This window comes from Streptomyces sp. NPDC094143, from assembly GCF_040303825.1.
In the GTDB taxonomy this organism is placed as follows: domain Bacteria; phylum Actinomycetota; class Actinomycetes; order Streptomycetales; family Streptomycetaceae; genus Streptomyces.
Map to the genome: position 1 here is coordinate 31,221 of NZ_JBEOTZ010000011.1, position 18,466 is coordinate 49,686.

Here is an 18,466-nt window from a genome sequence, read left to right on the forward strand (position 1 = left end):
CCCGGCGTGAGCGAGAGGGCCCCCGGCCCCGGGGCGGCGGAGCTGCGCACCGACCTCGCCGTGATCGGTGCCGGGCCCGCCGGGCTCGCCGCCGCGCTCGCGGCGTGCGCGCGGGGCGTGCGGGTCGTGCTCGTCGACGCCGCGCCCGAGCCGGGCGGCCAGTTCTACCGGCAGCCCGCCGCCGGGCTCGGGGCCCGGCGCCCCGAGGCGCTGCACCACGGGTGGCGGACCTGGGAGCGGCTGCGTGACGGACTCGCCGCCGGCTCCGTGCGCACGCTGACCGACCACCACGTGTGGTGCGTGGAGCGAACCCCGGACGGTTTCACCGTGCACGCGCTGCTCGGGCCCGAGCAGGAGGAGCCGGCCGAGGTGCACGCCCGGTCCGTGCTCCTGGCCACCGGCGGCTACGAGACGGTGCTGCCCTTCCCCGGCTGGACCCTCCCGGGCGTCGTCACCGCCGGGGGAGCCCAGGCCCTGCTCAAGGGCGGCCTCGTGGTGCCGGGGCGCCGGGCCGTCGTCGCCGGGACGGGGCCGCTGCTGCTGCCCGTGGCGACCGGCCTCGCGACCGCCGGGGTCGAGGTCGCCGCCCTGGTGGAGTCCACCGGCCCGCAGCGCCTCGCCCGCCACGTCCGGGCCCTGGCCGACAAGCTCCCGGAGGGCGCCGGGTACGCCGCGCGGCTCCTGCGCCACCGCGTGCCGGTCCTGGCCCGGCACACCGTCGTCCGCGCCCACGGCGACGACCGGCTGACCGGGGTGACGGTCGCCGCCCTCGGCGCCGACGGCCGGGTCCGGCCCGGCACCGGGCGGCACTTCGCCTGCGACACCCTCGCCGTCGGCCACGGCATGCTCCCGCACACCGACCTCGCGGAGAGCCTGGGCTGCCGCCTCGACGGGCCGGCCGTGGCCGTCGACGACGAGCAGCGCACCGACGTGCCCGGCGTCTGGGCGGCCGGGGAGGCCACCGGCATCGGCGGCGCGGCCCTCGCGCTCGCCGAGGGACACATCGCCGGCTGTTCGGCCGCCGCCCGCCTGCGCGGCACCGCCCCGGACCCGGCCCCCGCCGCGCTGAAGGCCCGCACGCGGCTCAGAAGATCCGCGGCGGCCCTGGGCTCCGCCTGGGCGCCGCCCGCGCACTGGGCCGAGCAGGTCACCGACGACACCGTCGTCTGCCGCTGCGAGGAGGTCACCGCCGGGGCCGTGCGCGACGCCCTGGACCTCGGGGCGGGCGACGAACGGACCGTGAAGCTGCTGACCCGGGCCGGGATGGGCTGGTGCCAGGGACGGATGTGCTCCCCCGCGGTCGCCGGCCTCGCCGGCTGCGCGCCTGCCCCGGCCCGGCGGCCCCTCGCCCGTCCCGTACCGCTCGGCGTCCTCGCCCGGCACCACCCCCAGGAGGGACCGTCATGACCGACCACCGCCCCTGGCGCGGCGTCCTCGTCGCCACCGCGCTCCCGCTGAACGACGACCTGTCCGTGGACCACGACCGATACGCCGAGCACTGCGCCTGGCTGGTCGACAGTGGCTGCGACGGCGTCGTGCCGAACGGCTCCCTCGGCGAGTACCAGGTGCTCACCCCCGAGGAGCGGAGCCGGGTCGTCGAGACGGCGGTCGCCGCGATCGGCGGGGAGCGCGTCATGCCCGGCGTCGCCGCCTACGGCTCCGCCGAGGCCCGGCGCTGGGCCGAGCAGGCCGCCGAGGCCGGCTGCCGGGCGGTGATGCTGCTGCCGCCCAACGCCTACCGCGCCGACGAGCGCGCCGTCCTCGCCCACTACGCCGAGGTGGCGAAGGCGGGCCTGCCGGTCGTCGCGTACAACAACCCGATCGACACCAAGGTCGACCTCGTGCCGGAACTGCTCGCCCGGCTGCACGGCGAGGGACACATCCAGGGGGTCAAGGAGTTCTCCGGTGACGTCCGCCGGGCGTATCGGATCGCCGAACTCGCCCCCGAACTGGACTTGTTGGCCGGCGCGGACGACGTCCTGCTGGAGCTGGCCGTCGCCGGCGCCAAGGGCTGGGTGGCGGGGTATCCGAACGCGCTGCCCCGGGCCTCGGTCGAGCTGTACCGCGCGGCCGTCGGCGGCGATCTCGTCGCCGCGCTGCCGCTGTACCGGCAGTTGCACCCACTGCTGCGGTGGGACTCGCGGGTGGAGTTCGTCCAGGCCATCAAGCTGTCCATGGATCTCGTCGGCCGCCACGGCGGCCCCTGCCGCCCGCCCCGGATGCCGCTGCCGCCCGAGCAGGAGGCCGCAGTCCGGGCCGCCACCGAGAAGGCGGTCGCCGCCGGACTCGCCCAGTAAAGGACCGGACTCGCCCAGTAAAGGACCGATCATGCGCAGCGGACTCGTCCTGCACGCCGTCGACTCGCACACCGAGGGCATGCCGACCCGGGTGATCACCGGCGGCATCGGCACCATCCCCGGCGCCACCATGAACGAGCGGCGGCTGTGGTTCCGCGAACACCGCGACCACGTCAAGCAGTTGCTGATGAACGAACCGCGCGGCCACTCCGCCATGAGCGGCGCGATCCTCCAGCCGCCGACCCGGCCCGACTGCGACTGGGGCGTCGTCTACATCGAGGTCTCCGGCTACCTGCCGATGTGCGGGCACGGCACCATCGGCGTGGCGACCGTGCTCGTCGAGACCGGCATGGTCGAGGCCGTCGAGCCGGTCACCACCGTCCGGCTCGACACCCCGGCGGGCCCGGTGGTGGCCGAGGTGGCCGTCGAGGACGGGGCCGCCAAGGAGGTCACCCTGCACAACGTGCCCTCCTTCGCCGTCGGCCTCGACCGCGAGGCCGTCCTGCCCGACGGCCGGACGGTGACCTACGACCTCGCCTTCGGCGGCAACTTCTACGCCATCCTGCCGCTGGAGAGGCTCGGCCTGCCCTTCGACCGGTCCCGCAAGGACGAGATCCTGGCCGCGGGCCTGTCCCTCATGGCCGCCGTCAACACCGAGGATCCCCCGGTCCACCCGGAGGACCCCTCCATCCACGGCCTCCACCACGTCTACCTGGCCGCCCCCGGATCCACCGCCCGGCACTCCCGGCACGCCATGGCCATCCACCCGGGCTGGTTCGACCGCTCGCCCTGCGGCACCGGCACCAGCGCCCGCATGGCCCAGCTCCACGCGCGCGGCGAACTGCCCCTGCGCACCGAGTTCGTGAACGAGTCCTTCATCGGCACCCGGTTCACCGGCAGACTGCTCGGCACCACCGAGGTCGCCGGACGCCCGGCCGTCCTGCCCAGCTTCACCGGACGCGCCTGGATCACGGGAACGGCCCAGTACCTGCTCGATCCCGACGACCCGTTCCCGGCCGGGTTCGTCCTGTGAGCCGTACGTCCACCCGGAGAGGAAACCCCGACCGCCATGGCCCCGCAGCACACCCCCGCCCTGCCCGTGCTGGGCAGCAGGAAGCCCAGCCACCGGGAGCGGGTCGCGGACGCGCTGCGGGCCGCCCTGATCGCCGGTGAACTGCGCCCCGGTGAGGTCTACTCCGCGCCCGGCCTCGCCGCCCGCTTCGGTGTCTCCGCCACACCCGTGCGCGAGGCCATGCTCGACCTCGCCAAGGAGGGTCTGGTCGACACCGTGCCCAACAAGGGCTTCCGGGTCACCGCCGTCTCCGAGAAGCAACTCGACGAGTACACCCACATCCGGGCGCTGGTCGAGATCCCCACCACGGCCGGCCTGACGGTCACGGCCGACCCGGTGGCCCTGGAGGCGCTCCGGCCGGTCGCCCGGGAGATCGTCGCCTCGGCCGCGGCGGGCGACCTCATCGCCTACGTCGAGGCCGACCTGCGCTTCCACCTCGGCCTGCTGGCACTCGCCGGCAACGACCACCTCGTCGACGTCGTCCGCGACCTCAGGCGCCGCTCCCGGCTGTACGGGCTGACCGCGCTGGTCGAGCAGGGGCGGCTGGAGGCCTCCGCGAAGGAGCACCTGGAGATCCTGGACGCGCTGCTCGCCCGGGACGAGGAGGCCGTCCGGGCGGTGATGACCCGCCACCTGGGGCATGTCCGGGGCCTGTGGGCAGCTCCCTGACCCATCCCTTTGCGCGATTACGCAAACTGCTTGCGTAAATTGCGCTACGCTTGCGGGCATGACGCGACGACTTGCCGAGGTGGCGAAGAAGGTCGGGGTCAGCGAGGCCACGGTCAGCCGGGTGCTCAACGGCAAGCCGGGAGTGTCCGAGCCGACCCGGCAGGCGGTGCTCTCCGCCCTGGACGTGCTCGGCTACGAGCGGCCCACGCAGCTGCGCGGCGAACGCGCCCGGCTGGTCGGCCTGGTCCTGCCCGAGCTGCAGAACCCCATCTTCCCCGCGTTCGCCGAGGTCATCGGCGGTGCCCTGGCCCAGCTGGGGCTGACCCCCGTGCTGTGCACCCAGACCCGGGGCGGTGTCTCCGAGGCGGACTACGTGACGTTGCTGCTCCAGCAGCAGGTCTCCGGCGTCGTCTTCGCCGGCGGGCTCTACGCCCAGGCCGACGCGCCGCACGACCACTACCGGCAGCTCGCCGAGCGCAACATTCCGGTCGTGCTGGTCAACGCGGCCATCGAGGACCTGGGCTTCCCGCAGGTGTCCTGCGACGACGCGGTGGCCGTCGAGCAGTCCTGGCGGCACCTGGCCTCGCTCGGGCACGAGCGGATCGGGCTGGTGCTCGGTCCCGGTGACCACCTCCCCTCGGCGCGCAAGCTGGCCGCCGCGCGGGCGATCGGGCACGTACCCGACGAGTTCGTCGCACGTGCCATGTTCTCCATCGAGGGCGGCCATGCAGCGGCGGCCCGGCTCATCGACCGGGGCGTCACGGGCTTCATCTGCGCGAGCGACCCGCTCGCCCTCGGTGTCGTACGGGCCGCCCGCCGCAAGGGGCTCGACGTGCCGTCCCGCATCTCGGTCGTGGGCTACGACGACTCCGCGCTGATGAACTGCACCGAACCCCCGCTGACCACGGTGCGCCAGCCCATCGAGGCCATGGGCAAAGCCGTCGTGGAACTGCTGAACGCGCAGATCAGCGGGGGTTCCGTGGCGGCGGAGGAGCTTTTGTTCGAGCCGGAGCTTGTGGTGCGCGGGTCGACCGCGCAGGCACCGCGTATCTGAGATCCATCCAGCTGTCGAATAATTACATATTCTGCGCGACATCTTGCGGTCCGTTGTCGCCGGTGCTTGAGTGTGCGGCGCCCCTCGCTCCTGTCCTGAGGCGTCCACTCGCTCCTGCCCTAAGGGGTCCACCGATGAGAAGCACCGGGATCCGCCGTACCCTCGCCCTGCTCGGCGTCAGCGCCCTCACGCTCACCGCCTGCGGCGGGAACACCGACGAGTCCGCCGGCGGCAAGACCCGCATCACGGTCAACTGCATGCCGCCCAAGAGCGCGAAGACCGACCGCGCCTTCTTCGAGGAGGACGTCGCCGCCTTCGAGAAGCAGCACCCGGACATCGACGTCGTCCCGCACGACGCCTTCCCCTGCCAGGACCCGAAGACGTTCGACGCCAAACTCGCCGGCGGGCAGATGGAGGACGTCTTCTACACGTACTTCACCGACGCCCGCCACGTCGTCGACATCGACCAGGCCGCCGATCTCACCCCCTACGTCAAGGAACTGAAGAGCTACGGCACCCTGCAGAAGCAACTGCGCGACATCTACACCGTCGACGGCAAGGTCTACGGCATCCCGCGCACCGGCTACTCGATGGGCCTGATCTACAACAAGGCACTCTTCGAGAAGGCCGGCCTCGACCCGGACCGGCCGCCCACGACCTGGGCCGAGGTCCGCACCGCCGCGAAGAAGATCGCCGGCTTGGGCGGCGGCACCGTCGGCTACGCCGACTACAGCGCCCAGAACCAGGGCGGCTGGCACTTCACCGCCGAGCTGTACTCCCAGGGCGGCGACGTCGTCAGCGCCGATGGCAAGCAGGCCACCGTCGACACCCCCGAGGGCCGGGCCGTGCTGCAGACCCTGCACGACATGCGCTGGACGGACGACTCCATGGGCAGCAGGCAGCTGCTCGTCATCAACGACGCCCAGCAGATGATGGGTTCGGGCAAGCTCGGCATGTACCTCGCCGCCCCCGACAACATCCCCATCCTCGTCAAGGAGAAGGGCGCCAGCTACGCGGACATCGCCATCGCCCCGATGCCCGGCGGCAAGGCCACCCTGGTCGGCGGCGACGGCTACATGGTCAGCAAGAAGGCGAGCCCCGCGCAGATCCGCGCCGCGCTGAAGTGGCTCGACCACATGTTCCTCACCCCCGGCGACGGCTTCCTCGGGGACTACGCCCGCGCCAAGAAGCACGACGCCCCGGTGGGCCTGCCCGAGCCGCGGCTGTTCACCGGCGCCGCCGACGCGGAGGACCAGCGGGTCAAGCAGGCCAACGCCAACGTCCCGGTGGAGAACTACCAGTCCTTCCTCGACGGCAACCAGCGCCTGGACATGAAGATCGAGCCGCCGCACGCCCAGCAGCTCTACTCCGTCCTCGACGGGGTCGTCTCCGCCGTCCTCACCAAGGAGGACGCCGACATCGACCGGCTGCTGAAGGACGCGTCCGGCAAGATCGACGGCATCCTGGCGCGAGGCTGAGCCCGATGAAGAACACGGGTCCGACCCCCCTGGAGACCGCCGAGCGCCGGGCCCGCCCGGCGATCGAGGTCCGCCCGGTGCAGGCGCCGCCCCCGGCAGGGGACTTCAGGCGGCGCCACCTCGCCGACCAGGGCCGCGCCTACGCCTTCCTCCTCGGCGGGCTCGTCTGCTTCGCCCTGTTCTCCTGGTACCCGGCGATCCGCGCGGTCGTCATCGCCTTCCAGAAGTACACGCCGGGCGCGGAACCCGAGTGGGTCGGCACCGCCAACTTCACCCGCGTCGTGCAGGACCCCGAGTTCGCCGCCGCCTGGCGCAATACCCTCACCTTCACGCTGCTCGCCCTGGTCATCGGCTTCGCGATCCCGTTCGTCCTGGCCCTCGTCCTGAACGAACTGCGGCACGCCCGGGCCTTCTTCCGGGTCGTGGTCTACCTGCCGGTGATGATCCCGCCGGTGGTCAGCGCCCTGCTGTGGAAGTGGTTCTACGACCCCGGCGCCGGCCTGGCCAACGAGGTGCTGCGCTTTGTGCACCTGCCGACCTCGAACTGGTCCAACGGCGCCGACACCGCCCTGGTCTCCCTCGTCATCGTGGCCACCTGGGCCAACATGGGCGGCACCGTCCTGATCTACCTGGCCGCCCTGCAGTCCATCCCGGGCGAACTGTACGAGGCGGCCGAACTGGACGGGGCGAGCCTGCTGCAACGCGTCCGGCACGTCACGATCCCGCAGACCAGGTTCGTCATCCTGATGCTGATGCTCCTGCAGATCATCGCCACCATGCAGGTGTTCACCGAACCGTTCGTCATCACCGGCGGCGGCCCGGAGAACGCCACGGTCACCGTCCTGTACCTGATCTACAAGTACGCGTTCCTCTACAACGACTTCGGCGGCGCCTGCGCGCTGAGCGTGATGCTCCTGCTGCTGCTCGGCCTGTTCTCCGCCGCCTACCTCCGACTCACCCGGACCGACGGGGAGACCGCATGAGCAGCACCCGCACCCTCGTCTCCCCGGCCGTCCTGGCCCGTCCGCGCGGCCGGGCCGTCTACTGGAGCGTCTTCACCGGCGTCGTCCTGCTCTTCGCGCTCGCCTTCCTCTTCCCGGTCTACTGGATGGCCACCGGCGCGCTGAAGTCCCCCGACGAGGTGGCCCGGACCCCGCCGACCCTGGTCCCCGAGGACTGGCGGTTCAGCGGCTACACCGACGCCTGGGAGCTCATGGAGCTGCCGACCCACCTGTGGAACACGGTCGTCCAGGCGGCCGGCGCCTGGCTGTGCCAGCTGGTGTTCTGCACGGCCGCCGCCTACGCCCTGTCCAAACTGAGGCCCGTGTTCGGCAAGGTGATCCTGGGCGGCATCCTGGCCACCCTGATGGTCCCGGCGCAGGCCCTCGTCGTACCGAAGTACCTGACCGTCGCCGACCTCGGCCTGCTCAACGACCCGCTCGCCATCTGGCTCCCGGCCGTCGCCAACGCCTTCAACCTCTACCTGCTCAAGCGGTTCTTCGACCAGATCCCGCGCGATGTGCTGGAGGCCGCCGAGATGGACGGGGCCGGGCGGCTGCGCGTGCTGTGGTCGATCGTGCTGCCGATGTCCCGGCCCGTCCTGGGCGTCGTCTCGATCTTCGCGCTGGTCGCCGTCTGGCAGGACTTCCTGTGGCCGCTGATGGTCTTCTCCGACACCGGCAAGCAGCCCATCAGCGTCGCCCTCGTCCAGCTGTCGCAGAACATCCAGCTGACCGTGCTCATCGCCGCCATGGTGATCGCCAGCATCCCCATGGTCGCCCTGTTCCTCGTCTTCCAGCGGCACATCATCGCCGGGATCAGCGCGGGCAGCACGAAGGGCTGACGCCGCCGACCCCCTCCGACGAAAGGCACCGACCGTGGGACAGCCCACCCCTGCCTCCCCGATCCCCTCGCCTTCCGCGCCTTCAGCCCCTTGCGCGCACGGTGACTGGTGGCGCGACGCCGTCATCTACCAGGTGTACGTCCGCAGTTTCGCCGACGGCGACGGCGACGGCACCGGCGACCTCGCGGGCGTCCGCGCCCGCCTGCCCTACCTCGCCGACCTCGGCGTGGACGCCCTGTGGTTCACGCCCTGGTACCTGTCCCCGATGAAGGACGGCGGCTACGACGTCGCCGACTACCGGGTGATCGACCCGGCGTTCGGCACCCTCGCCGAGGCCGAGAAACTCATCGCCGAGGCACTCCAGCTGGGCATCCGCACCATCGTCGACATCGTGCCGAACCACGTCTCCGACCGGCACGCGTGGTTCCGGGCGGCGCTGCGCGGAGGCCCCGAGCGGGAGCTGTTCCACTTCCGCCCGGGCCGCGGCGCCGACGGCGAACTCCCGCCGAACAACTGGCGTTCCGAGTTCGGCGGACCCGCCTGGACCAGGGTCGCGGACGGCTCCTGGTACCTCCACCTGTTCGCCCCCGAGCAGCCCGACCTCGACTGGTCCCACCCGGCGGTCCGCCAGGAGCACGAGGACGTCCTGCGGTTCTGGCTCGAGCGGGGCGTCGCCGGGGTCCGCATCGACTCGGCCGCCCTGCTGGTGAAGGACCCGGACCTGCCCGATCTCACCGAGGACCGCGACCCCCACCCGTACGTCGACCGCGACGAACTCCACGACATCTACCGGGCCTGGCGGGCGATCGCCGACGAGTACGGTGGCGTCTTCGTCGGCGAGGTCTGGCTGCCGGACACCGAGCGCTTCGCCCGCTACCTGCGCCCCGACGAGCTGCACACCGCCTTCAACTTCTCCTTCATGACCTGCCCCTGGGACGCGCGGCGGCTGCGCGGCTCCATCGACGAGACTCTCGCCGAACACGCCCCCGTGGGCGCCCCCGCGACCTGGGTGCTGTGCAACCACGACGTGACCCGCACGGTCACCCGCTACGGCCGCGAGGACACCGGCTTCGACTTCGCGACCAAAACGTTCGGCACCCCCACGGACCTGGCCCTCGGCACCCGCCGGGCCCGCGCCGCCGCCCTGCTGTCGCTGGCCCTGCCCGGCGCGGTCTACGTCTACCAGGGGGAGGAACTGGGCCTGCCCGAGGCCGGCATCCCCCTGGACCGGATCCAGGACCCGATGCACTTCCGTTCCGGCGGCACCGATCCCGGCCGGGACGGCTGCCGGGTTCCGCTGCCGTGGACGGCGGGGGCACCGCACGCGGGTTTCGGCGGCGAGCCCTGGCTGCCCCAGCCGGAGGGATGGGCGGAGTACGCCGCCGACCGGCAGGCCCGGGACCCCGCGTCGATGCTGAGCCTCTACCGCGAGGCCATCCGGCTGCGCCCGGCCCTGGGCACCGGGCCGCTCACCTGGCTGCCCGCCCCGGACGGCGTCCTCGCGTTCCGCCGGACCACGGGGATCTGCCTGGTGAACCTGGCCGACACCCCGGCCGTCCTGCCCGCCCACTCCGGACTCCTCCTGACCAGCGGCCCGTTGGACGCCGACGGGCGGCTGCCGAAGGACACGGCGGTCTGGCTGCGCGCCTGAGACCGCGACCGCACCGCGCTGTCCCCGTACCCCCACCACGAAGGGATGAGCCCATGCACGCCCGTAGATCTGTCAGGAGCATGCCCGTGCTGGCCGTGGCCGTGGCGATGGCCGCCGGCACGCTGGTCGCCCTGGCCCCCGCCCCCGCCCACGCCGCCGCGGGTGCCACCGTCCCCTTCACCTCGGTCGAGGCCGAGTCGGCGAGCGGCACCGGCACGCGGATCGGCCCCGACCACACCCAGGGCACCCTCGCCTCCGAGGCCTCCGGACGCCAGGCCGTGCGGCTCTCGTCCGGGCAGCGCGTGGAGTTCACCGTGCCCCGCGCGGCCAACGCGGTGAACGTCGCCTACAGCGTGCCGGACGGCCAGTCCGGCTCGCTCGACGTCTACGTCAACGGCCGCAGGCTCGCGAAGACGATCCCGGTGACGTCGAAGTACTCCTACGTCGACACGCCCTGGATCCCCGGCGCGAAGACCCACCACCTCTACGACAACGCCCGCCTGCTGCTCGGGGAGAACGTCCAGGCGGGCGACAAGGTCGCGCTCCAGGCCACGAACGTCCAGGTCACCGTCGACGTCGCCGACTTCGAGCAGGCGTCCCCTCCCGCCTCCCAGCCCGCCGGATCGGTCTCCGTCACCTCCAGGGGCGCCGACCCGAGCGGCCGGGGCGACTCCACCCAGGCCTTCCGCGACGCCATCGCCGCCGCGCGGGGCGGGGTGGTGTGGATCCCGCCGGGCGAGTACCGGCTCACCTCGTCGCTCAACGGCGTGCAGGACGTCACCCTCCGGGGCGCGGGCCACTGGCACTCCGTCGTGCGCACCTCCCGCTTCATCGACCAGTCCAGCTCCACGGGGAACGTCCACATCCGGGACTTCGCGGTGATCGGCGAGGTCACCGAGCGGGTCGACTCCAGCCCGGACAACTTCGTCAACGGCTCGCTCGGACCGAACAGCTCCGTCTCCGGCATGTGGCTCCAGCACCTCAAGGTGGGCCTCTGGCTGACCGGCAACAACGACAACCTGGTCGTCGAGAACAACCGCTTCCTCGACATGACCGCCGACGGCCTCAACCTCAACGGCCACGCCCGCGGTGTCCGCGTCCGCCACAACTTCCTGCGCAACCAGGGCGACGACGCCCTCGCCATGTGGTCGCTGAACGCGCCCGACGTCGACAGCAGCTTCGAGAACAACACCGTCACCCAGCCGAACCTCGCCAACGGCATCGCGATCTACGGCGGCACGGACATCGCCGTGCGGAACAACCTGATCTCCGACACCAACGCCCTCGGCAGCGGCATCGCCATCTCCAACCAGAAGTTCCTCGACCCCTTCCACCCGCTCGCCGGCACCATCACCGTCGCCGGCAACACCCTCGTGCGCACCGGCGCGATGAACCCCAACTGGAACCACCCCATGGGCGCGCTGCGGGTCGACTCCTACGACAGCGCCATCGAGGCCCAGGTGCGGATCACCGACACGACGATCACCGACAGCCCCTACAGTGCCTTCGAGTTCGTCTCCGGCAGCGGGCGCGGCCACGCGGCGAAGAACATCACCGTCGACGGCGCGACCGTGCGCAACACCGGCACGGTCGTCGTCCAGGCCGAGACGCAGGGCGCCGCCACCTTCCGCAACGTCACCGCGACCGGCGTCGGCGCCGCGGGTGTCTACAACTGCCCCTACCCGACCGGCTCCGGCACCTTCACGCTGACCGACGGCGGCGGCAACTCCGGCTGGAGCAGCACCTGGTCCGACTGCTCCACCTGGCCGCAGCCCGGCCAGGGCAACCCCGACCCGGACCCGGGCCGCAACCTCGCCAGGGGCCGCCCGGCCACGGCCACCGGCTCCCAGGACGTCCACACACCCGCCAAGGCGGTCGACGGCGACGCGAACACCTACTGGGAGTCCGCCAACCACGCCTTCCCGCAGGCGCTGACGGTCGACCTCGGCTCCCGGGAGGCGGTGCGCCGGCTGGTGCTGAAGCTGCCGCCGCAGAGCGCCTGGCAGGCCCGGACCCAGACGCTGTCCGTGCAGGGCAGCGCGGACGGCTCGGCCTGGTCGACGGTGGTCGCCGCGAAGGACCACCGCTTCGACCCGGCCACCGGCAACACGGTCACCGTGTCCCTGCCCGACGGGACCAGCCTGCGTCACCTGAGGCTCCAGGTGACGGCCAACACCGGCTGGCCGGCCGCCCAGTTCAGTGAAGTGGAGGCCTATCTGTCCTGACCGCGCCGGGCGCCTCGCGCTTCGCCGCCCGGGTCTGCTCCCACACGCGGGTCCGCGGCTCGGCGAAGCGCGGGGCGACGCGCGTGCGCACCTGGTCCCGCTCGGCCGGTCAGAGGTCCAGCACCAGCCGCCCGCCGCGGCAGCGGGAGACACAGGTGAGCATGGTCTCGCCCGCCGCGCGTTCCTCCTCGGACGGCACCGAGTCGCGGTGCTCCGGCTCGCCCTCCAGGACGTCGGTCTCGCACGTGCCGCAGGTGCCCTCGCTGCAGGAGTACAGCACCTCGACCCCGGCGGCGCGCACGGTGTCGAGGACGGACCCGTCCGGCGCCACGGTGAGCGTCCTGCCGCTGCGCGCCAGCTCCACCTCGAACGCGCTGTCGCCGCCGGTCTCCCGCTCCCCGGGCCGGAACCGCTCCACGCGCAGCACCCCGGTCGCGCACCGGGCCTCGACCGCGTCCAGGAGCGGGCCGGGGCCGCAGCAGTAGACGAGCGTGCCCCCCGGGTACGTCGTCCAGCACCGGCGCCAGGTCCAGCAGGCCCGTCTCGTCCTCGGGCGCGATCGTCACCCGCTCGCCGTAGCGGACCAGTTCACCGGTGAAGGCCATCGACCGGCGGGTGCGTCCGCCGTACAGCAGGGTCCATTCGGCGCCGGCCGCCTCGGCCGCCGCCAGCATCGGCAGGACCGGGGTGATGCCGATGCCGCTCGCGACGAAGCGGTAGCGGGGCGCGGGCTCCAGGCGGAAGCCGTTCCGGGGACCGCGCACCCGCACCTTGTCCGCCCCGGCGGGGCGCCCGCTCAGCGGCGCAGCGGCGCGTGAGCCGTCTCCGGCAGCCGCAGGTACACCACCGACGACACGAGGCAGACCACCGCCACGTACCAGGGGAACAGCCCCGAGTGCCCCAGCTCCTTGAACTGCGTGCCGACGTACGGGGCGGTCCCGCCGAAGAGCGCGACGGTCAGCGAGTAGGGGAAACCGATGCCGGCCGCGCGGACCCGGGGCGGGAAGATCTCCGCGTTCACGGCCGCACTGATCGAGGTGAAGCCGGTCAGCAGCACCATGCCCGCGCAACTCACCAGGAGCAGCACGGTGAACGAGTCGCGCAGGGTGTGCAGCAGCGGCACCGCGAGCAGGGCGAAGCCCAGGCCGAAGAAGAGCAGCAGGGGACGGCGGCCGAAGCGGTCCGACAGCAGGCCGCCGAGGGGTTGCAGCAGCGCGAAGAAGGCCAGTGAGACGGTGCCCGCGAGCAGCGCGTCCGACTTCTCCATCCCCGCGTCGAGTTCGGCGTACGTCGGCAGGTACGACGTCCACGTGTAGTAGGCGAGGGTGCCGCTCGCCGTGATGCCGCCGATCAGCAGCGACTCGCGCGGATGCCGGCGCAGCGCCTCGAACAGGTCCGGGTGCGGGGCCCGTTGCTGCTCGGCGCTGCGGGTCTCCTGCGCCCCCTGCCGGATCCAGAAGCCGACCAGGCTGAGCACGGCCCCGAGCACGAACGGCACGCGCCAGCCCCAGCCGTTCATCCGCTCGTCGCTCAGCGTGTTCACGAGCAGCGTGGCGACGCCGGAGGCGACGAGCTGGCCCACGGTGGTCGACACGTACTGGAAGCTGGAGAACAGCCCGCGCCGGCCGGGTCCCGCCGACTCGACCAGGAAGGTCGTCGAGGCCGCGAACTCGCCGCCCACGGACAGGCCTTGCAGCAGCCGCGCGAGGACGAGGATCACCGGGGCCAGCACGCCCGCCGCCGCGTACGTCGGGGTCAGCCCCACCAGCAGGCTGCTGCCGCCCATCAGCAGGATGGTGACCGTCAGCGCGGCCCGCCGCCCGTGCCGGTCCGCGACCGCGCCCATCAGCAGCCCGCCGACCGGCCGCATGAAGAATCCGACCGCGAAGACCGCGAACGTGGACAGCAGCGGCACCAGCGAGTTGTCCGCGCTCTTGGGGAAGACCTGGGCGGCGATGTAGGTGGCCAGAAACGTGTAGGCGTACCAGTCGTACCACTCCACTGCGTTTCCCACGGAGGCGGCGAGGAGCTGGCGAACGGGCCGTTTCGTCGGCGGGGAAGCCGTCTGCGTCTTCGTCACGTCCCTGTCCCTCCCCGGGAGGCGCACCGGCACACCTCACGTACCGGCGACTTTCACACCCCGGTCACGCGCCCCTTCCTTGGCGTTTGGTGTCCCTGAAACACTCCTTCCGCGCAGATTCCGTCACGTTCCGGCCATCCCGTACCTCAGCATGAGAGGTCTGTCCCACATGTCCGAAGTCAACCGGCGCCGCTTTCTCCAGCTCGCGGGTGCCACCACGGCCTTCAGCGCCCTGTCCGCCAGCATCCAGCGCGCCGCCGCCCTGCCGGCGAACCACCGCACCGGGTCGATCGAGGACGTCGAGCACATCGTCGTCCTCATGCAGGAGAACCGCTCCTTCGACCACTACTTCGGCACCCTGAGAGGCGTCCGCGGCTTCGGCGACCCCCGCCCGGTCACCCTCGGCAACGGCAAACCGGTCTGGCACCAGGAGAAGGACGGCAAGGAACTCCTGCCGTTCCACCCGGACGCCGACGACCTCGGCATGCAGTTCCTGGAGGGCCTGCCGCACTCCTGGCCCGACGGCCAGCAGGCCTACAACGGCGGCAAGTACGACCGGTGGGTGCCCGCCAAGGGCACCACGACCATGGCCTACCTGACCCGCGAGGACATCCCCTTCCACTACGCCCTCGCCGACGCCTTCACCGTCTGCGACGCCTACCACTGCTCGTTCATCGGCTCCACCGACCCCAACCGCTACTACATGTGGTCCGGGTACACGGGCAACGACGGCACCGGCGGCGGCCCGGTCCTGGACAACGCCGAACTGGGCTACGGCTGGACGACCTACCCCGAGCGACTGGAGCAGGCCGGCATCTCCTGGAAGATCTACCAGGACATCGGCGACGGCCTGGACGCGGCCGGCTCCTGGGGCTGGATCCAGGACGCCTACCGCGGCAACTACGGCGACAACTCCCTGCTGTACTTCGACAAGTACCGCGCCGCACAGCCCGGCGACCCCTGGTACGACAAGGCCCGCACCGGCACCGACGTCAAGAACGGCGACGGCTACTTCGACCTGCTGAAGGCCGACGTCAAAGCCGGCAAGCTGCCCCAGATCTCCTGGATCGCCGCGCCCGAGGCCTTCTCCGAGCACTCCAACTGGCCCTCGAACTACGGCGCCTGGTACATCGCCCAGGTTCTGGACGCCCTCACCTCCAACCCCGAGGTCTGGTCGAAGACGGCCCTGTTCATCACCTACGACGAGAACGACGGCTTCTTCGACCACGTGGTCCCGCCGCTGCCGCCGAAGGACGCCTCCCGGGGCCTGTCCACCGTCGACGTCTCCCTCGACCTCTTCCCGGGCGACAGCCGCAAAACGGCCGGCCCCTACGGCCTGGGCCCGCGGGTGCCGATGCTGGTCGTCTCGCCCTGGAGCAAGGGCGGTTACGTCTGCTCCGAGACCCTCGACCACACCTCGATCCTGCGGTTCATGGAGCGCCGCTTCGGCGTGCGCGAGCCGAACATCTCGCCGTGGCGCCGGGCGGTCTGCGGTGACCTCACCGCCGCCTTCGACTTCTCCCGCAAGGACGCGCGCCCGGCCCCGCTGCCCGGCACCGACGCGTACGAGCCGCAGGACCGCGAACGCCACCCCGACTACAAGCCGACACCGCCCGCCGACCCGCGCATGCCCCGCCAGGAGCGCGGCCTGCGCCGCTCCCGGCCGCTGAAGTACGCCCCGCACGTCGACGCCTCGGTCGACGCGGCGGCCGGGAAGCTCACCCTCACCTTCGCCTCCGGACCCAAGGCGGGCGGCGCCTTCCACGTCACCTCCGGCAACCGCGCCGACGGCCCCTGGACGTTCACCACCGAGGCCGGCAGGACACTCAAGGACACCTGGAACTCCGCATACTCCGCGGGCTCCTACGACCTGACGGTGCACGGCCCGAACGGCTTCGTGCGCGTCTTCAAGGGCTCGAACAAGGCGGCCGGCTGCGAGGTCACCGCCCGCCACAAGGGCGACGACATCGAGCTGACCTTCACCAACAAGGGCTCCGGCACGGCCCGGCTGCGGATCGCCGACGGTTACGGCGGCAGGCCCTCGGCCGTCACCGTCCGCCCGGGCGCGACCGTGCGGCGCACCGTCGACCTCACCAGGGGCCGCCGCTGGTACGACCTGACCGTCACCGCCGAGGGCGACACTGCCTTCCTGCGGCGGTTCGCGGGGCACGTCGAGAACGGGCAGCCGGGTGTGAGCGACCCGGCGATCATCACCGCGTGACCGTGGTGAGGTGCCCCGGATCGTGCGGCCGGGGCACCCACGCCGGTTCGGCCGTAGCCGAGTCCGGCCCCAGCGCCAGGACGGCGGCCACCGGATGGTCGTCGTCCGCCGGTTCCTCCCGGGGCGCCTGCCTGCTGAGCAGGATCACACCCCAGCAGGCCAGGCCGGCCCCGGCGAGCGCCAGCAGCACGCCCGCCGGGCCGCCCTGGAGGCGCTCGCCCAGCAGCGACAGGCCGATCGCCGCGGCGGCCAGCGGATTGGCCAGGGTCACCATGGCCAGCGGGCCGCCCAGGCCGCCCCGGTACGCCGTCTGCGACAGCAGCAGCCCGCCGGCCGCGAACGCCGCCACGAGCAGCGCCACCCCGACGACCTGGAGGCTCAGCAGCGGTCCGGTCCGGTCCGTCGCGGCCACCGTCACGGTCTGCGTGAGAGCGGAGGCGACCCCGGAGGCGACCCCCGACGCGGTCGCGTGCCGCAGGCCGGGCCGGGCGCCCGGCCGGGACAGCACTCCGATGAGGGCGGCCGTGGCTCCCGCCACCGCCAGCGCCTCGGGCACGCTCAGCACGTCGTCGGGCGCCGGCCCGGACGCCGTGACCAGGATGGCGCCCAGGCCCAGCAGGGTCAGTGCCGTGCCCCTCCACTCGGCCGCGGCCACCCGCCGTCCCGCCATCCGCGCGCCCAGGGGCACCGCCGCGACCAGGGTGAGCGCGCCGAGCGGCTGCACCACCGTCAGCGGGCCGTACCGCAGCGCCACCACGTGCAGCAGCGCGGCCGCCGCGTTCAGCCCGACCGACCACCACCAGACGCCGCTGCCGAGCAGCCGCAGGGCGCCCGAGCCGGGGGAGCCGGCGGCGAGCCGCTCCTGGGCGACCGCGGCGGCCGCGTAGGCGACGGCGGAGACGAGGGAGAGGGCGACGGCGACCAGCACGGCGTTCACCGGCCCGCCCCGATCAGCGACTGCTCGTCCCGCTGCGCGGGGACGAGGCCGTCCCGCGCACGGCCGGCCGTGGACGCCGTGGACGGCGTGCGGTGCGGCAGGGGGACGGCCACGAGCACGAGGCCCAGCAGGGCCCCCGCCACGATCGCGTCGAGCCAGTAGTGGTTCGCCGTGCCTACGATCACCAGCAGCGTCAGCGTGGGATGCAGCAGCCACAGCCACCGCAGGCGGGAACGGGTCGCGACGATCAGCCCGATCGCCGCCATCAGCGCCCAGCCGAAGTGCAGCGACGGCATCGCCGCGAACTGGTTCGACAGGGAGTCGTTCGCCGGATCGCCGTACACCGACGGCCCGTACACCCGCGCGGTGTCCACGAGACCGGCCGCGGTGAGCATGCGCGGCGGGGCGAGCGGGAAGAGCAGGTGCAGCACCAGCGCGGCGGCGGTCAGCGCGGCCAGGACCCGGCGGGCCCACACGTAGTGGGCCGGGCGGCGCAGGTAGAGCCAGACCAGGAAGGCGGCGGTGGCCGGGAAGTGGACCGTCGCGTAGTACGTGTTCGCCACGTGCACCAGGCCGTCACCGTGCAGCAGCAGCGACTGCACCGCCCCCTCGCCCGGCAGCCGGACCGCTCGTTCGACGTCCCACACCCGGTGCGCGTTGGCGAAGGCCTCGCCGGTGTGGCCCGTGGCCAACTGCCGGCCGAACTTGTAGACGAGGAAGAACCCTGCGACGAGCAGGAGCTCCCGGACGAGCGGTGGTCGCGCTATCGCGTCGGACCCCGTCGGCACAGGCTCGGTGCGGGCATTCATCCCCCGGCCCCTTCGATGACGGTGGTGCTCTTATCGGTACGAGTGCGTACCGATACGCCAGTGTACCGATACGACCGCGTACCGGTACACTGGCGTATCGATAGACGAGGAACACAGCACCGGCCGGGAA

14 protein-coding genes and 1 pseudogene are annotated in these 18,466 nt (G+C 72.5%); 11 read left to right on the top strand and 4 right to left on the bottom strand.

Annotation, left to right across the window (positions count from 1 at the left end):
* The first annotated feature begins 42 nt into the window (after positions 1–42).
* From ABTZ58_RS16515 to ABTZ58_RS16560, 10 genes are all read left to right on the top strand, one after another.
* The gene (locus ABTZ58_RS16515) at positions 43–1,407 is read left to right on the top strand and encodes an FAD-dependent oxidoreductase (protein WP_351356688.1); all 1,365 of its coding nucleotides are present in this window, start codon (positions 43–45) and stop codon (positions 1,405–1,407) included.
* On the top strand, positions 1,404–2,297 hold the full coding sequence (locus ABTZ58_RS16520) for a dihydrodipicolinate synthase family protein (protein WP_351356236.1): 894 nt from the start codon (positions 1,404–1,406) through the stop codon (positions 2,295–2,297). Before ABTZ58_RS16515 ends, ABTZ58_RS16520 begins: the two co-directional genes overlap by 4 nt.
* A 31-nt stretch (positions 2,298–2,328) precedes the next feature.
* Positions 2,329–3,330, top strand: coding sequence for a proline racemase family protein (locus ABTZ58_RS16525; protein ID WP_351356239.1), 1,002 nt, complete (start codon positions 2,329–2,331; stop codon positions 3,328–3,330).
* A gap of 36 nt (positions 3,331–3,366) precedes the next feature.
* Positions 3,367–4,038, top strand: a complete 672-nt coding sequence (locus tag ABTZ58_RS16530; protein WP_351356242.1) for a GntR family transcriptional regulator — start codon at positions 3,367–3,369, stop codon at positions 4,036–4,038.
* A 58-nt stretch (positions 4,039–4,096) separates the two neighbouring features.
* On the top strand, positions 4,097–5,092 hold the full coding sequence (locus ABTZ58_RS16535; RefSeq protein WP_309094781.1) for a LacI family DNA-binding transcriptional regulator: 996 nt from the start codon (positions 4,097–4,099) through the stop codon (positions 5,090–5,092).
* Positions 5,093–5,226: 134 nt separating this feature from the next.
* Positions 5,227–6,570 (top strand): ABC transporter substrate-binding protein, encoded by a 1,344-nt coding sequence (locus tag ABTZ58_RS16540; RefSeq protein WP_351356245.1) that lies wholly within the window; start codon positions 5,227–5,229, stop codon positions 6,568–6,570.
* Positions 6,571–6,575: 5 nt separating this feature from the next.
* Positions 6,576–7,553 carry a carbohydrate ABC transporter permease gene (locus tag ABTZ58_RS16545; RefSeq protein ID WP_351356248.1) on the top strand — a complete coding sequence of 326 codons (978 nt, stop codon included), beginning with the start codon at positions 6,576–6,578 and terminating at the stop codon, positions 7,551–7,553.
* Positions 7,550–8,413 (top strand): carbohydrate ABC transporter permease, encoded by an 864-nt coding sequence (locus tag ABTZ58_RS16550; protein ID WP_351356251.1) that lies wholly within the window; start codon positions 7,550–7,552, stop codon positions 8,411–8,413. Before ABTZ58_RS16545 ends, ABTZ58_RS16550 begins: the two co-directional genes overlap by 4 nt.
* 34 nt (positions 8,414–8,447) lie before the next feature.
* Positions 8,448–10,064 carry a glycoside hydrolase family 13 protein gene (locus tag ABTZ58_RS16555; protein WP_502996080.1) on the top strand — a complete coding sequence of 539 codons (1,617 nt, stop codon included), beginning with the start codon at positions 8,448–8,450 and terminating at the stop codon, positions 10,062–10,064.
* A gap of 80 nt (positions 10,065–10,144) precedes the next feature.
* A complete protein-coding gene (locus tag ABTZ58_RS16560; RefSeq protein WP_502996081.1) occupies positions 10,145–12,289 on the top strand; it encodes a discoidin domain-containing protein in 2,145 nt (714 codons plus the stop codon).
* Between the two features lie 109 nt (positions 12,290–12,398).
* Here ABTZ58_RS16560 and ABTZ58_RS16565 read toward each other — a convergent pair.
* A pseudogene (locus ABTZ58_RS16565) lies at positions 12,399–13,071 on the bottom strand (flavin reductase family protein); the annotation flags it as partial.
* A 14-nt stretch (positions 13,072–13,085) separates the two neighbouring features.
* Entirely contained in the window at positions 13,086–14,369 is a 1,284-nt protein-coding gene (locus ABTZ58_RS16570) for an MFS transporter (protein WP_351356257.1), read from the bottom strand.
* Positions 14,370–14,538: 169 nt separating this feature from the next.
* On the opposite strand from ABTZ58_RS16570, the gene ABTZ58_RS16575 reads away from it, so the two are divergent.
* Entirely contained in the window at positions 14,539–16,590 is a 2,052-nt protein-coding gene (locus tag ABTZ58_RS16575; RefSeq protein ID WP_351356260.1) for a phosphocholine-specific phospholipase C, read from the top strand.
* Here the strand turns inward: ABTZ58_RS16575 and ABTZ58_RS16580 are convergent.
* Both ABTZ58_RS16580 and ABTZ58_RS16585 read right to left on the bottom strand, forming a co-directional pair.
* Positions 16,580–17,527, bottom strand: coding sequence for a DMT family protein (locus ABTZ58_RS16580; RefSeq protein ID WP_351356263.1), 948 nt, complete (start codon positions 17,525–17,527; stop codon positions 16,580–16,582). The genes ABTZ58_RS16575 and ABTZ58_RS16580 overlap by 11 nt on opposite strands.
* Positions 17,524–18,336: a phosphatase PAP2 family protein gene (locus ABTZ58_RS16585; RefSeq protein WP_351356265.1), complete on the bottom strand. Its 813-nt coding sequence runs from the start codon at positions 18,334–18,336 to the stop codon at positions 17,524–17,526. Before ABTZ58_RS16585 ends, ABTZ58_RS16580 begins: the two co-directional genes overlap by 4 nt.
* Positions 18,337–18,466 lie beyond the last annotated feature (130 nt).

Excerpts from the sequence above, each read along its gene's own strand:
- ABTZ58_RS16550 (WP_351356251.1), top strand. The coding sequence starts at position 7,550 with ATGAGCAGCACCCGCACCCTCGTCTCCCCGGCCGTCCTGGCCCGTCCG.
- ABTZ58_RS16560 (WP_502996081.1), top strand. The coding sequence starts at position 10,145 with ATGCCCGTGCTGGCCGTGGCCGTGGCGATGGCCGCCGGCACGCTGGTC.
- ABTZ58_RS16535 (WP_309094781.1), top strand. The coding sequence starts at position 4,097 with ATGACGCGACGACTTGCCGAGGTGGCGAAGAAGGTCGGGGTCAGCGAG.
- ABTZ58_RS16520 (WP_351356236.1), top strand. The coding sequence starts at position 1,404 with ATGACCGACCACCGCCCCTGGCGCGGCGTCCTCGTCGCCACCGCGCTC.
- ABTZ58_RS16575 (WP_351356260.1), top strand. The coding sequence starts at position 14,539 with ATGTCCGAAGTCAACCGGCGCCGCTTTCTCCAGCTCGCGGGTGCCACC.
- ABTZ58_RS16585 (WP_351356265.1), bottom strand. The coding sequence starts at position 18,336 with ATGAATGCCCGCACCGAGCCTGTGCCGACGGGGTCCGACGCGATAGCG.
- ABTZ58_RS16545 (WP_351356248.1), top strand. The coding sequence starts at position 6,576 with ATGAAGAACACGGGTCCGACCCCCCTGGAGACCGCCGAGCGCCGGGCC.
- ABTZ58_RS16525 (WP_351356239.1), top strand. The coding sequence starts at position 2,329 with ATGCGCAGCGGACTCGTCCTGCACGCCGTCGACTCGCACACCGAGGGC.
- ABTZ58_RS16530 (WP_351356242.1), top strand. The coding sequence starts at position 3,367 with ATGGCCCCGCAGCACACCCCCGCCCTGCCCGTGCTGGGCAGCAGGAAG.
- ABTZ58_RS16540 (WP_351356245.1), top strand. The coding sequence starts at position 5,227 with ATGAGAAGCACCGGGATCCGCCGTACCCTCGCCCTGCTCGGCGTCAGC.